At 50.5% G+C, this 12,812-nt stretch carries 17 protein-coding genes and 1 tRNA gene; 9 read left to right on the forward strand and 9 right to left on the reverse strand.

Going from position 1 to position 12,812, the window contains the following annotated elements:
- From FTO68_RS06325 to FTO68_RS06350, 6 genes are all read left to right on the forward strand, one after another.
- A complete protein-coding gene (locus FTO68_RS06325) occupies positions 1-1,692 on the forward strand; it encodes a hyaluronate lyase N-terminal domain-containing protein (RefSeq protein ID WP_255332541.1) in 1,692 nt (563 codons plus the stop codon).
- 10 nt (positions 1,693-1,702) lie between these two features.
- A complete protein-coding gene (locus FTO68_RS06330; protein ID WP_255332542.1) occupies positions 1,703-1,858 on the forward strand; it encodes a Loki-CTERM sorting domain-containing protein in 156 nt (51 codons plus the stop codon).
- Entirely contained in the window at positions 1,858-1,983 is a 126-nt protein-coding gene (locus FTO68_RS06335) for a hypothetical protein (RefSeq protein WP_255332543.1), read from the forward strand. Before FTO68_RS06330 ends, FTO68_RS06335 begins: the two co-directional genes overlap by 1 nt.
- Positions 1,980-2,393 carry a hypothetical protein gene (locus tag FTO68_RS06340; RefSeq protein WP_255332544.1) on the forward strand — a complete coding sequence of 138 codons (414 nt, stop codon included), beginning with the start codon at positions 1,980-1,982 and terminating at the stop codon, positions 2,391-2,393. The genes FTO68_RS06335 and FTO68_RS06340 overlap by 4 nt, the downstream gene beginning before the upstream one ends.
- A 523-nt stretch (positions 2,394-2,916) precedes the next feature.
- Positions 2,917-3,138: a hypothetical protein gene (locus tag FTO68_RS06345; RefSeq protein ID WP_255332545.1), complete on the forward strand. Its 222-nt coding sequence runs from the start codon at positions 2,917-2,919 to the stop codon at positions 3,136-3,138.
- A gap of 2 nt (positions 3,139-3,140) precedes the next feature.
- Positions 3,141-3,416 carry a hypothetical protein gene (locus FTO68_RS06350; RefSeq protein ID WP_255332546.1) on the forward strand — a complete coding sequence of 92 codons (276 nt, stop codon included), beginning with the start codon at positions 3,141-3,143 and terminating at the stop codon, positions 3,414-3,416.
- Positions 3,417-3,518: 102 nt separating this feature from the next.
- Here the strand turns inward: FTO68_RS06350 and FTO68_RS06355 are convergent, their stop codons facing one another.
- From FTO68_RS06355 to iorA, 5 genes are all read right to left on the reverse strand, one after another.
- Complete coding sequence (locus FTO68_RS06355) at positions 3,519-3,887, reverse strand: hypothetical protein (RefSeq protein ID WP_255332547.1); 369 nt, start codon at positions 3,885-3,887, stop codon at positions 3,519-3,521.
- Positions 3,884-5,050, reverse strand: a complete 1,167-nt coding sequence (locus tag FTO68_RS06360; RefSeq protein WP_255332548.1) for an integrase — start codon at positions 5,048-5,050, stop codon at positions 3,884-3,886. Before FTO68_RS06360 ends, FTO68_RS06355 begins: the two co-directional genes overlap by 4 nt.
- A gap of 34 nt (positions 5,051-5,084) precedes the next feature.
- Entirely contained in the window at positions 5,085-5,321 is a 237-nt protein-coding gene (locus FTO68_RS06365) for a ChaB family protein (protein WP_255332549.1), read from the reverse strand.
- Between the two features lie 102 nt (positions 5,322-5,423).
- On the reverse strand, positions 5,424-6,005 hold the full coding sequence (locus FTO68_RS06370) for an indolepyruvate oxidoreductase subunit beta (RefSeq protein ID WP_255332550.1): 582 nt from the start codon (positions 6,003-6,005) through the stop codon (positions 5,424-5,426).
- The gene (gene iorA, locus FTO68_RS06375) at positions 6,002-7,771 is read right to left on the reverse strand and encodes an indolepyruvate ferredoxin oxidoreductase subunit alpha (RefSeq protein WP_255332551.1); all 1,770 of its coding nucleotides are present in this window, start codon (positions 7,769-7,771) and stop codon (positions 6,002-6,004) included. The genes FTO68_RS06370 and iorA overlap by 4 nt, the downstream gene beginning before the upstream one ends.
- Before the next feature lie 172 nt (positions 7,772-7,943).
- On the opposite strand from iorA, the gene FTO68_RS06380 reads away from it, so the two are divergent.
- A tRNA-Ile gene (locus FTO68_RS06380) sits at positions 7,944-8,017 on the forward strand.
- Positions 8,018-8,080: 63 nt separating this feature from the next.
- Entirely contained in the window at positions 8,081-8,542 is a 462-nt protein-coding gene (locus tag FTO68_RS06385) for a hypothetical protein (RefSeq protein ID WP_255332552.1), read from the forward strand.
- A 6-nt stretch (positions 8,543-8,548) separates the two neighbouring features.
- On the opposite strand, the gene FTO68_RS06390 is transcribed toward FTO68_RS06385, so the two are convergent.
- From FTO68_RS06390 to FTO68_RS06405, 4 genes are all read right to left on the reverse strand, one after another.
- Positions 8,549-9,085, reverse strand: coding sequence for a hypothetical protein (locus FTO68_RS06390; RefSeq protein ID WP_255332553.1), 537 nt, complete (start codon positions 9,083-9,085; stop codon positions 8,549-8,551).
- A gap of 119 nt (positions 9,086-9,204) precedes the next feature.
- Positions 9,205-10,287, reverse strand: coding sequence for a CPBP family glutamic-type intramembrane protease (locus FTO68_RS06395; RefSeq protein WP_255332554.1), 1,083 nt, complete (start codon positions 10,285-10,287; stop codon positions 9,205-9,207).
- Between the two features lie 184 nt (positions 10,288-10,471).
- A complete protein-coding gene (locus FTO68_RS06400) occupies positions 10,472-10,957 on the reverse strand; it encodes an FKBP-type peptidyl-prolyl cis-trans isomerase (protein ID WP_255332555.1) in 486 nt (161 codons plus the stop codon).
- Between the two features lie 85 nt (positions 10,958-11,042).
- Positions 11,043-11,645 carry a superoxide dismutase gene (locus FTO68_RS06405; protein ID WP_255332556.1) on the reverse strand — a complete coding sequence of 201 codons (603 nt, stop codon included), beginning with the start codon at positions 11,643-11,645 and terminating at the stop codon, positions 11,043-11,045.
- 269 nt (positions 11,646-11,914) lie between these two features.
- Between FTO68_RS06405 and FTO68_RS06410 the strand changes: the two genes are divergently transcribed.
- Positions 11,915-12,670, forward strand: a complete 756-nt coding sequence (locus FTO68_RS06410; RefSeq protein ID WP_255332557.1) for an FkbM family methyltransferase — start codon at positions 11,915-11,917, stop codon at positions 12,668-12,670.
- Positions 12,671-12,812: the final 142 nt, after the last annotated feature.

Raw genomic sequence — 12,812 nt, forward strand, 5'->3', positions numbered from 1 at the left:
ATGAGTGATTTATTATATAAAATCAAGAACCGGCGCGGCCTGGCTGCTGAATGGCTGCTTACTGATCCGGTGCTCTCTGCTGGAGAGTTTGGTATTGAATCCGATTCGGGGAAAATAAAGGTAGGGGATGGATCTACGGCGTGGTCTGAATTGCCGTATCTCACGGATCACGATCATGATGAGGCGTACGCTGCGATCGGGCATGCTCATGATGAAGCATACTCCGCGATCGATCACGATCATGATGAGGCGTACGCTGCGATCGGGCATGCTCATGACGGGATCGGGGATGCTCTCACTATCAAGGGCGTGATCGTGGATGATACCGATCTGGCCGATGGTCGGATCCTGGTCTATGATGAATCCGGGGATGGATCCCTGAAATATATGGATCCTCCTGAAGGCGGGGGCGGGGGTGGTGCTGCTCCTCTCATCTATGATCACCGGGGACCGGGGTATCCGGCGATCTCCCTGCCTGAGGAGTTATCATTTATCGGGCTCGGGTGGTATGATGCTCCTGCTGTTGGCGGCCTCTCTCCGCTTCTACATGCTGCGGTACTCCATCCTAACGGTAAAGCGTACTTTTTCCCGCGTTATATCGATCCCGGTGATCCGGGGGATCCTACCTATCCCGATCAGGATCGGATCCGGGTGTATGATACGGCTTTGGAGGTCTGGAGTTCGATACAGATAACCGAATCGGCCCTGGAATACTTCGATAAACTCCGTTGTGCGTGTGTGGCTGCCGATGGCCTGATCTATTGGTGGATGGGTGATCTAAGTGACAAGATCATTAAGTTCGATCCTACTACTGAAGCACTAACGATCCTCACTGTATCCTTTACCGGGGGGCAGTATGAACCGGCGGATTTCTACGGTAAAGTGGGATCCCTGGTTCCTCTCCCTGACGGGCGGATCGTGTGTTGGCTGGATACCTCAGATAGTGATCTCCCTATCTACGATCCTGCAACTAATACGGCCGATCTGATCTCGCTGGGTTCGGGTGATTATGGATCCTGCACTAATGGGATCCTGTCCTCGTCTGGCTTGGTATATGCGGGGCCGGGTTATGAGGATGCAAAATTACGGATCTTTAATCCGGCTGATAATTCATTATCCGGGGTTGTTGTGTCGGATCTGGGTGGTGGGGGGATCATCACTGAGGATCAGTATGGGCGGATCTGGATTATTGATAACGCGGCTCCTATTGATAAAAAAATTCATATCTACGATCCTCATGAGTGGACTTCTACCGGGCCGGGCCGGTTATATGAGGCTGCTTATCCTGTTCCGTTCTGGGATGGTGCAGGGGCCGGGATCGTCCCGATCGGCTGGGCGTCTGCTCATCTTGCGAAAAATGGCCGGATCTATTGTGTGCCGGCTGGTTCCGATCAGGTGATGGATAATGCATATGCTTATATCGGATCTTCTTATTGGTCTCCGATCCTGGAGATCGATCCCTCTACGGTGGTACTAAATCTGAGTGATGGTACTTTCACCTATGCGGCGCGGGTGATCCTGGTAGAAAGAGATTCTCAGATCAGCGAAAGATCATCAGGTGGGCTGATGTTACCGGATGGCCGGATCTGGGCGGTTCCTCGCGCCGATAAAACCGGATTCCTGGAGATTGATCCGGGGCCGGGTGGTTTCCCGGTTGATCCGTTGATCTCTGTGTATCATAACAAGATCTGAGGTGGGAAAAATGCGTTTAACGGGGATTATAGAGAAAGGGGGGGCTGATGTCTCCTCCCTTTCTACTGAAGAGAAGGCGGGGATCGATTGGCTGAAACTGTGGCCTTATCTCCTGGCTGCTGCTGTTCTGGCTGCTGTTGTTCTGTGGTGGAGGCGTAAGAAATAATGCCGGCTGAAGCTGACGATCTCGGGCCCTCTACTTATGAAGAGGACGGATCCCGGTTCCGGTGGTCTCTGGCCCTCGGGGCCGTGGTGCTGCTCCTGGTTATCTATGCCTGGAGGGGTAAATGATGGCTGATAAGTATAATATCGCGCTGGAGACTCCCGAATATGGATATACTCTTCAATCTGCTGATATTGCTATGACTACGGCGGCGGGAAATACTCAGGTATTCCGGCTTGATAATATGCGGGGGGTGATCCATGCGATCTATCTTGTGGTTAATGATCCTGATGCTGCGATCCGGCTGCTGGTGGATGGCGTGGAGATCTCCGTATCGTCTGCATCTTTGAATCAGTTGATCGCGGGCGGTCTGGATCTGCCTCATCCGGTGTACCCTGGGGCTCTGGGGCCTGATCTCTGGGTCTGGTGTCCTGTATCAGGTCATAGGCTGTCCCGGTTTCTCCAGTCGATCATCGTTGAGGTAGGGCCGGGGGCGACTGTGACCGGCCGGGCGATCTGGTCTAAAGCTGAGATGTGAGAGGGGGATCTGTATGGGTGGATCTTATCCTCTCCCTGGATCCCCGTATTCTGTTTCAATCTCGGGGATTGTGGGGTTTAATGGCGTTCCTCTGGAAGGCGAAAGCGTTAATATTTCCCGCTATGATGCCGTACCGGGGGCTTATCTGGTTTCATGTTCCTGTCATGAAGTTGTAACAGAAGAACGGGGCCTGGTTTATCCTTATGCTGCTGAAATAACCCATAATATCAGTATTGGCATACCGTTTTATCTGGTACTTCATACCGTTGTGAGTGGATCCTATGTATCCGATCAAATACCTCCTATAAATCAGGATGACTATTCACCGGCGGGTGATTGGTCTCCTCGATTAACCATAACTGCAAGAGATTCGCGGGGTCATGAGTGGGGGATCGGTACATTCTCACCGGGCCCTCTTAAATCGGGTGAATCAAAAACTTTCGGGGGTGAATATGAGCATTTCGGGGATCTTAAGTATTGTGTTTGGGGCTGGAATTGCGATCCGCTTGTCCGTTATAGGCTAATGCTGCGTAATTGGGCGCGGGGCGGTGCTGCTTCGATCGGATATTCTGGATTTACCGCTTTGATCATTATCCCGGATCCTGAGATTGATCCTTCTGAATATGTGATCCCTCCTGAGTGGTGGGCGGAGTCCGATCCCGATCGCCGGCGGCGTGCTGCCTGGGTGGCCGGGGCCGGGGGCCGGTTCTCGGGGGCCTTATCCGGGGAAATGAGGGGGATCTGATCATGTCCTCCTCTATCCCTGGGATCAGAAAGTTTGCCGGTAAAACCTACATTTTTGAGCGGCTGCATACCTCTGAAGCAAAGGCAAAGGATCATCTTCATGATCTCCGGTACTGGGGATCGCGACCGGCCCGGATGGTGAAGATCACGGCCGGAAAAAGAACGATCGGCTATGCTGTCTATGCTCGCAGTAAGAACAGCCGGTCTCAAAAACGGATCTCGGCCGGGAAAAAGAGAAAGAGGGGGGATAGTGTGGAGAATAACGGCGGTTTCATTTGAAACGCTTATCCTGGCGTTTCTGGCACGTTCCTTTCTATCACGATAAATCATAAGGGGGGATCTGAGATCCTCCCTCATTCCTTCACTATGAAGGCACTTTTTTTAGATCATGAGTATCTGAGGGATGATTCCGGTTTTCAGGGCTCCTATCATCAGGATCCCGATCCTGGGTGACCAAAAAAAGATCTTGTAGTAGTGGTACTCCTGGAGGAGATCATTCATGAGTTCCGGGCTGATGTCATAGGCTGGGATCTCGGAGTACTTGAGCGGCTTGATCATAGTGAAGGTATGGATGATTCCGATCCCGGCTGCGTGGATTTCTCCGCACTCATTCAGGAACTCCGCGATCGGGCCGGTGGGATTGTAAAGGCGGGGGGTGATAGTGATCCCGATCAGGATCCCGATCATAATACCCGCAAGAAGGGCCGACATAAAGACGGCTGCATAATCAAGCGGGGGGATCGGGATCATGACTTGGTCCTCCTGGGTGTGGCCTGGTTTGTCTTTGCAGCGGGGGTCTTGAAAGTAGGGAGTGAGTCAAGGGCCTGATTTACTACGGCTGCTGCTGTCTCCTGAGGGTTTACATAATTAGTTAAAAGAACCGATCTTAAGCTTCTCCCCTGGATATAATCGATCATGGTTGTATCAGGGCTTCTATCTCCGAATGACTCGATCAGGGCTTGGGCCTGGTATTTCCTGATCTGTTTTGTGGTTACTCTGACCGGGGCCTCTCCTCCTGCCTCTCTAATCTCTGTGTCTGTGGATAGGTGTATAAATCGGGGTGCGATCCGGGCTCCTGCATCTCTGATCATCCGTGTTAAAGTGGATTCATGATAATTAGGGATCCGGTATTTCTCGATCTCTGGGATCATGGAAGAGGGGAAAAAGGCGATCTCTGTCTCTTTGGTTCCCGTGGATAGATCAGAGGTATCATACCATGAGATCTTAGGATGTTTCTTTGAGGTTCTGATCGCTGAAGGATCAAAGGCCTTCATCATCCGGATCAACTGTGATCCTCTCATTCCGGTATAAACTAACATTTTAAAGAACGGCTGTATCTCCGGGCTTAATTCATGATATACGGCTTCTATCTCTTCCGTCTCAAGTTCTTTTCTTTTCTTTGTTTTTCCTCTCTTGGGTGCTTTTATAAAGGCCTTCCATCGTTCAACGGTATAACCTCCGATCGTCTCTACTTCGTGGATTTTATCAATATACTCAATCAGGGCGGCCAATCCTAAAATAGGCGTTTCTTTAAGGTTGGCTTTCATCAGTTCTCTTGGATCTTTCAGGTTAAGCGGTTTTACTGTGTTATTGAGGGCGTTAATATACGTCCGGGCTCTTTGTACTGTGATCGCTCTTCCGTACGGTTCCGGGCCTATGAGGTATTGGAATAACTCCTTCTTCTCATACTCTGTGATCGGGGCTGGTGGAAGTTCATTCGTTCCTTTCACATAAGCATATTTAAGGATGTAGTGATTAATGGAATTAAGAGGTGTGTCCAATTTTCCGCGAGGTTCCGAATTTTCAATATTATTATCGAGTGCCGATAACGCCGATAATTTCTCCAATTCGGAATCAGACGATGCAGGCGTTCGCAACGTAGAGGCCGCGGGTTCAAATCCCGCCGGGTCCATTCGTTTTCTCTCTTTATTTTTTTAAAATGGGTTTTCAATCGCTCTTTTTCTTCCAGTTACCTGTTTCTTCGTCTTTCTCATATTTGTTCTTTACAGCAGCCCAGGCAACCCGATGCGCTGTTTCTTCACGGGATGCATCATCCCGCCTTTTTTCAGGGTCGCGATATTCGTCCCATGCGTTGTTAAAAGCCGCCATATATATCTCCTGGGCATGATCGGGGAGATTATCTTTTACAGCATCTGGTAATTCATCAACGTTTTTGTATGGCATTTTCGATCAACTCCTCTGTCATCCCCGGTTGGGAAGACCGGCCTGATAATATTTTCGTTAAAAAAAGGGCTCTTATACTTTTTTTGTAAAAAAATGTGTTATTCAGGGGTTTACTGCTGCCCTGCCATCCAGGAATGCCTTCTCATTGATCGGGATCGTCTTCTTCGGAACACACCGCCTGACTCCTTCAAGGAGCGATTCAAGGCCAAGTGGGATAGAATGGGATGCTGCACCGAGAAGGGCGATATTAGCAGCCAGAGGGCTTCCAGCGGCGGTTGCAATCGCGGTTGCATCAACAATTGATATCTTCAATCCCTTCAGCATGCCGATAATGTCGTTCTCAGTGGGTGGCGCCTGCCCTGAGGTGAAGGTGGATGTCGGAAGGACGAGCTGGTTGTTTACGATCATCTCCCCACCCTCTTTCAGGAAATGCCGGTACCTGACAGCCTCAAGAAGGTCAAAGGCGATTAAGAGATCTGCCGTCCCCGGTACAATGAGCGGACCAAATTCGCAGTTGATCCGGATCTGGCTCTCGACTGAGCCGCCTCTCTGAGCCATGCCATGTGTCTCTGCTCCCCGGACACTCCGTCCCTCGACAAGGCATGCCTCGCCAAGAACGTTTGAGGCGAGGATTGTCCCCTGACCGCCGATCCCGACAATCATGATGTCAAAACCAGTCTTCATCTTTTCACCTCCCGCCGGATTGCACCCGCAGGACAGATGTCTGCACAGACTGCACATCCACTGCAGAGATCGTTTATGGATGCCTTCTCATCATGGAACTCGATTGCCGGGCATCCGTATTTGACACAGAGCTGGCAGCCAGTACAGGTATTTGTCTCCACCATGAAGGGGCGGCGCTTCAGCCCTTCCCGCTTCGCAACGATAATACAGGGCTGGCGGGCGATGATCACCCTGACGCCCTTCTCAGCTTTTGCCTTCTTCATCGTCTCAAGCAGAAGCGTGAGATCATAGGGATCCACGGTTTCGACAAATGATACCCCGCAGGAACGGCAGAGTGATTCAAGAGAGAGCGGGGGGCTGCTCACCCCGCATGCGGTCTTCCCGGTATTAGGGTTCGGCTGGTGCCCGGTCATTGCGGTGATCCGGTTGTCCAGGATGACCACGACCATGTCTGCGCCGTTATACACTGCATTGATAAGCCCGTTTACACCTGTATGGAGGAAGGTCGAGTCCCCGATGGTGCAGACCACATCACGTTCCTCCCCACAGAGACTGATCCCGCTTGCAACGGTGATGGATGCGCCCATACAGATGGTGGTATCAACGGCACCAAGCTGGAGTCCGAGCGTATAGCACCCGATATCGCTTGGGAAGATCCCGTCTTTGAAGACCTTCTTCATCGCATAGAAGGTGGAGCGGTGCATACATCCTGCACAGAGGATTGGGGGCCGGATAGGAAGATTCTCTGCCGGTGTGACTGCAGGATAGAGTTCCCCGGTGATAAAGCTGGCCTTCTTCAGCGCACCTGCGATGAGTGACGGGGAGAATTCGCCCTCATAGGGGAGATAGCCGTTTTTCTTGCCATAGATTGTCTGTCCACAGGCAACTTCGAGAACCGCACTTTCGATGACCGGCATCAACTCTTCGATCACCAGGATCTCGGTATGCTGTGAGACGAATGCCTTCAGCCATTCTTCATCAATCGGATATGCGCCGATTGTTGCAATCGAAACATCGTCCGGGATGACTTCACGTGCATAGGCCGCGCTGATCCCGCCGGCAATAACTGCTTTTTTGCCCCGGATTACCTGCGTATTGAATCCTTCCTCGATGAGGCGTTTCTTTATGCCGGGCTGCTTTTCGTTCAGCTGCTTGTGGAGAATCCGGGTGTGGGCGGGGATGACGACGTACTGCCTGGGATTTTTTGTGAAGTTACCACTCCTGTGGCCGGTTGCAGGTTCTCCAAGGTTGATGTCGCCTTTGCTATGGCAGATCCGGGTGGTGGGCCGGACCATCACGGGAAGGCCGAACTCTTCTGAGAGGTCAAATGCCTTCACCATCCCGTCATGCGCCTCCTGGATTCCCTGTGGATCGATACAGGGAATCTTAGCAAAACCTGCATAGATTCGTGAGTCCTGTTCATTCTGTGAACTGTGCGCAAAGGGATCATCAGCTGCGAGCAGTACAAAGCCGCCGGTGACGCCAGTATAGCTGCTGGTCATCAGGGGATCTGCTGCAACATTGACGCCCACATGCTTCATCGTCACAAGGGCGCGGCATCCGCACCAGGCCGCGGCAAGGGCATTTTCGAATGCGACTTTTTCGTTTACCGACCATTCCAGATGGGGGATCTCATCCGATACCGTTCTCAGGCTCTCAATAACTTCTGATGACGGTGTTCCCGGATAACCGCTGACAAAATCAACGCCCGCTTCCCTGCACGCGTGTGCGATAGCAAGGTTTCCGAGGAGATATTTTGTATCCATGTCTTCCTCCGGCTCGCTCAATAGTACACTTGTCGTCCTCTCACCATAAATAACAAAACGTTCGGAAATGTTCCGGAAACCTGATCCTCTCTGGTATGATCTTCCAAAGGATGCCAAAATGAAATTGACAATCTATAAATGTAGTTAATGTGAATGTATTAAGGTAACATCTGGGCCCGTAGCATAGCCCGGTGGTGCGCTCGGCTGATAACCGAGAGGTCATGCGTTCGAATCGCATCGGGCCCACTTTTCTTTTTCTTAATTGATCGAATAGCTATTGCTTATATCCTCTGAATATAGAATCTCTCTATGGATTCACGCCAATCTTTACTCATCCTTATTGGTGCGATCGCCTGTCTGGTGTCTGCATATTTTGATTTTTTCCTTGCTCTTGGTGTCGCCGTTATCGTTTTTACCCTTTATATGATGCTCTGGATCATGCAGGATTCTGCATACCTGCCCCATGTTGTCTGCTCATTGTCTGAGGATGCAAAGTCAATCATCGTTCGAAATGTCGGGACCGCATCCGCCAGAAAGATTCATGTCGCACTTGTTCCGCTTGATATCGAGTTTGATATCAAAGAACTGGAGCCGGATACAGAAGAGGTATTCGTTCTTGAAAAGATGATACAGCAGGCGAAGGTCGTGGTCCGGTATACGGCTGAAAAGAGCGACACGATCATCGAGAACTCCTATCCGCTCTCAAGTGTTGACGGAGGGGCATATGATCCCCTCAAACCGATGTTTCCAATCTTTGGATGGAAAAAATAGGGGATATTATTCTTCTTTTTGCTGAATGAAGGCGAGTGTGGTGTCAAGCGCCACTATCAGCTCCTCCTGAAGGTTTCCATAGTCATTGAGTGCCCGGTAGAGCATAAAGAGCAGCTCAGGCCCATAAAGATCGAGCGCTTCTTCCGGGGTGAGCGGATTGATATAGCTATCAATGATAAAGCCGTCGTCCGAGTACATCAGCTCTGCGATCTTTCCATCTTCTGTGAGGACGCAGAACTGTTTCTGAACGGATTTTTTCAGGTCATCCGGGCGGTAGGATGCGGGTTCATCTGCACGCCCGAGGATGATCATCTTCTTCTCGTAATGGATGCTGTCGTAGAGCTCACCCTTTCCATCCTGCTTGCTCTTTTCAAGAAACTGGTTGCCAAGCGTTCCCACAAGCGGAGTTGCGAGGGTTGCCATTCGTGCAAGAAGCCCGGAGAGATCTGCGAGAATCTCTTTCTCCAGTGCACCTCTCTTTTCTCCGAGCTCCTGTATCGTCTCGGTAAGACGCGTAAACCCTTCTTCAATGATTGTATCCATGGTATATGCCTCCTTATGTTTTCGTATACTATGATTGACTCCCGTTGATAAGGTTCTTCTGATTCCTGGATCAACTGAAGCTTCTAAACGTCTTTTACTCCGGTGTGAACGTGTTTGTGCTAATAATTGTGTCCAGACAGCCTTTTAGCTACAAGAGTACTGGCTTTTTCCCAGATGTCGAGCCTGAGGAGGAGGAAGATCGCTATGATGCCGAGAATGGCAACTCCGTATATCCCCGTCCCAAACGAGTATATCATATCTGACGGATACGAGAGATACAGCCATGCAAGTGGTTCCATGGTATCCGTGATCAGGTGCAGTATGACTGCAATCCAGACGCTCCCTGTTTTCAGGACAGCAATGGAATAGAAAATTCCCATCACGATTGCGAAGAGAATCATTATACTATTTCCGAGTATTGGCTGACCGGGATAGTTCATCCCCATCAGGATCAGGCCGCTGTGCCACAGGCCCCAGATTATCCCGATCACTATTACTCCTTTCAATCCTCCGAGGATAGTAAATACGCGATCCTGCAGGTAGACTCTCCATCCATACTCCTCACCGAAGTAGAACTGCCATCCGACGAGAAAACCGATGAATAAATTTATAAAAAGAGCTGTGGTAAACGCCTCAAGGTTGAACTCCCAAATAGGGTTGCCGGAATTGGTGATATGATTTAAGAAATAGACTCCAAAAAAGAGCATCCCAAAGAGGACGGGAATGATGCCATACCATCTGGGGTTGTGTCCGAAGGATAGTCCGGCGGGGTAGAGCTCTTCCCGGCTCTTTTGTACGAGGTTCATTGCAATCAGAATCAGGACGCTGATCGATGATACAATGATGGAGAGGGTGGGCATGAACCGGTAGATCGGCAGGTCAAAGGGAGTAAACGGTACGATCGGGGATATGCCCATCTCCCAGAGAAATACTGCGGCATTGAGAAAGACGAGTATAAAAAAAAGCTTTGCAGATGGTGAAAGGGTTTGATCACGGAAGAAAAAGATACAGAATATTGCCACCAATGCAGGTATCATCATCTGGACGAGGGTGCTATAGGGTGGAACATTATTGATTGTGCCGAATGAAAGGATCAGCCAGAGATTGTAGGCATACGTGAGAAAAAAAGTGATGCCAATGAATGCAATAAGTTCTTTATGGATTCTCCTTATCCTTCCCTGTTCAGAATGTGATGAATTCATAGATGCACTCCTATGAGATTGTATTCTCTGGTATGAGTTTACCTTTATAAAAGTTCTGATTCTCTCATTGTTATACACCTTACCTGATGGTCCGGATGAGTAGTTCTCTCTCAAAAAAACTCTCTGGTTGATTATTTTCTATTTTCGTTTGAAATTGGATGAGAAAAAAAGTGAGTGGTATCGTTTAGAGAATCTCAACGAGGGTGATGGTAAATGTCAGATCCTCTCCGGCAAGATGGTGGTTCTGGTCGATCATAACGACCTCATCGTCAACAAGGATGATTGTTCCCCGTGGCTGATAGAGGGATGTACCGACAACTGCGATCTCATCCGGCACCTTCTCCCTTGGAACAACCAGGATCAGATCCTCGTCATAGTGCCCATATGCCTCTTCGACCGGGATTGTCACGGTCTTCTCTTCACTAACAGCCATGCCCAAAACAGCATTATTAAAGCCGGGTATGACCTGCCCTGCTCCAAGTGTAAATTCTAAAGGCTCTCCTCCTGCAGAGCTGTCGAAGGTAGTCCCGTTGGCGAGGGTGCCTGTATAGTGAACCTTAACGGTATCGCCGTCACCTGCTGTTGGTGCTGCTCCCGTGCAGCCTGCGATGAGCAGGAATGCTGCCAGCAGACCAAGCAGGCATATGAAAAATCTGGTCTTTCCTTTCATCAGAAAGATCGTTGGCGCCCCGTCCATAAAAGGGTAAATGGTACAATGCCTTACCCTTCATGCTGACTGGAGTTTGCTTTCTGACTCAGATCCTTCGGTTTACCTCATCCCAGTTCACGATATTCCAGAAGGCCCCGATGAATGCCCCGCGATCATTTTTGTAGTCGATATAGTACGCATGCTCGAAGAGATCCAGAACCATCAGCACCTTGCATGCCGGGAAGACATTGGTGTTATGCTTCTCAACCTGCATGATCTGGAGACTTTTTGTGAGCGGGCATTCGATGAGGGCTGCCCATCCCGATCCTTCTACACTTGCTGCTGCCTGGGTGAATTCTGCCTTGAACCGTGCAAAGCTGCCAAAGCCGGTTTTGATCTTGTCAGCTACCGCTCCTGTCGGCTCCCCCCCTCCGCCTTTTCCGGCGGGAGCCAGGTTTGCCCAGAAGAGCGAGTGGAGATAGTGGCCGCCGAAGTTCCATGAGAGATCTTTTAGGACCGGTTTCATGTTGGGATCTGTTCCCTTCTTCCTTCCGTCGTCAAGTGCGGCAAGGTTGGCATTGGCGCCGTTTACATATGCCATGTGGTGCTTGTCATGGTGTATGGTGAGCTGTTCCTTTGATATGTACGGCTCAAGCGCATCTGCTGCATAGGGCAGGTCCGGTAATGAATACTTTGCTTCTCCTTCCATTCTCTTTTCACTCCTTGTACACAATTACACCTTCAGAGTGCAATCCGGAACATCTCTTCTGTTATAATGTTCCGTTATGCTCTCTTCCACCCTCCATGCACTTGAAGGTAACGGATTGAGGCACCTCGGTGTCGATAGCCTGGTTATCTGTGGTTGATATGGTGTCTGGAGATGCGTTACCTCCCATACTATGCTGTCAGGATGCAGTGAACCTGGAGCGGAAACGTGATACGTCTGCATGACTAATACAAAAGGCTAAATGAGTGCCGGTGCGCTCCGGACAGGAATCCGGCCGGATGGCGCAACCGGACTGGCAGGAGATCTCCGATATGAGTCTGTTTAGGTATGCACACACCATCTACAAGTACAATGATTTTGTCGATCTCTTCTTCGGTGCCTGCCGGTATGTCGCAGCAAACGGTCTCTCCGAAAAGGGTATAGCCGATGCCCACCACCGGCTCACCAGGCCGGGAGATAGGGTCGTTATCATCGGTGGCGGAGACGGCGTGACGGCGGTCACTGCGGCAAAGCTGGTGGGGAGAGCGGGTTCGGTGCAGGTCTATGAAGGGGGGGACCGGGCTGCCGGCCGGCTCATTACGCTCACTGCACGCGAGGGCATCAGCGGGATCTGCACCATCCACCACGCGGTCGTCGGCCCGCATATCGATGTCTATGGTGGGGATTTTGCCAATGCCGATCATGTTGCGCCGGACGAAATCCCTGAATGTGATGTTCTGGAACTGGATTGCGAAGGATCAGAAGTTGAGATCCTCAGATCAATGACGATCCGCCCCCGTGCGATCATCGTCGAGATCCATCCCTTCCTCTTTGCAGAAGATCCGGGATGGGTCACAGACCGGCTCGCGGATCTTGGCTATCAAATCGTCTACAGAAGCGGACACGACGGGATCGAGATCGACGACAAAGACCTACAGAAGCTCCTCACCCGCTCAAAGCAGTGTGGCGTCATCTACTTAAAGAACGGAGCACGGTCGCCGGTTGTTGTGGCTGCGGTCAGGGGATAATACGGCTAATTGATGACTTTTTGTCCTATCAGCCTCTTTTATATGAAAATGCTTGGGAACACCCAGCATTTTCATCTTGTATGCCTGTTGCCTCAGTGGGCATCATGAGCGTTTTTTTCAGGTTATTTTGGTTATATCCCTA

The organism is Methanocalculus taiwanensis, from assembly GCF_024372745.1.
In the GTDB taxonomy this organism is placed as follows: Archaea; Halobacteriota; Methanomicrobia; order Methanomicrobiales; family Methanocorpusculaceae; genus Methanocalculus; species Methanocalculus taiwanensis.

Coding starts and splice junctions, on each gene's coding strand:
- FTO68_RS06360 (WP_255332548.1), bottom strand. CDS start 5,050: ATGGACCCGGCGGGATTTGAACCCGCGGCCTCTACGTTGCGAACGCCT.
- FTO68_RS06325 (WP_255332541.1), top strand. CDS start 1: ATGAGTGATTTATTATATAAAATCAAGAACCGGCGCGGCCTGGCTGCT.
- FTO68_RS06390 (WP_255332553.1), bottom strand. CDS start 9,085: ATGGATACAATCATTGAAGAAGGGTTTACGCGTCTTACCGAGACGATA.
- FTO68_RS06345 (WP_255332545.1), top strand. CDS start 2,917: ATGCTGCGTAATTGGGCGCGGGGCGGTGCTGCTTCGATCGGATATTCT.
- FTO68_RS06350 (WP_255332546.1), top strand. CDS start 3,141: ATGTCCTCCTCTATCCCTGGGATCAGAAAGTTTGCCGGTAAAACCTAC.
- FTO68_RS06395 (WP_255332554.1), bottom strand. CDS start 10,287: ATGAATTCATCACATTCTGAACAGGGAAGGATAAGGAGAATCCATAAA.
- FTO68_RS06370 (WP_255332550.1), bottom strand. CDS start 6,005: ATGAAGACTGGTTTTGACATCATGATTGTCGGGATCGGCGGTCAGGGG.
- FTO68_RS06385 (WP_255332552.1), top strand. CDS start 8,081: ATGGATTCACGCCAATCTTTACTCATCCTTATTGGTGCGATCGCCTGT.
- FTO68_RS06365 (WP_255332549.1), bottom strand. CDS start 5,321: ATGCCATACAAAAACGTTGATGAATTACCAGATGCTGTAAAAGATAAT.
- FTO68_RS06335 (WP_255332543.1), top strand. CDS start 1,858: ATGCCGGCTGAAGCTGACGATCTCGGGCCCTCTACTTATGAAGAGGAC.
- FTO68_RS06330 (WP_255332542.1), top strand. CDS start 1,703: ATGCGTTTAACGGGGATTATAGAGAAAGGGGGGGCTGATGTCTCCTCC.
- FTO68_RS06405 (WP_255332556.1), bottom strand. CDS start 11,645: ATGGAAGGAGAAGCAAAGTATTCATTACCGGACCTGCCCTATGCAGCA.
- FTO68_RS06355 (WP_255332547.1), bottom strand. CDS start 3,887: ATGATCCCGATCCCCCCGCTTGATTATGCAGCCGTCTTTATGTCGGCC.
- FTO68_RS06340 (WP_255332544.1), top strand. CDS start 1,980: ATGATGGCTGATAAGTATAATATCGCGCTGGAGACTCCCGAATATGGA.
- FTO68_RS06400 (WP_255332555.1), bottom strand. CDS start 10,957: ATGAAAGGAAAGACCAGATTTTTCATATGCCTGCTTGGTCTGCTGGCA.
- iorA (WP_255332551.1), bottom strand. CDS start 7,771: ATGGATACAAAATATCTCCTCGGAAACCTTGCTATCGCACACGCGTGC.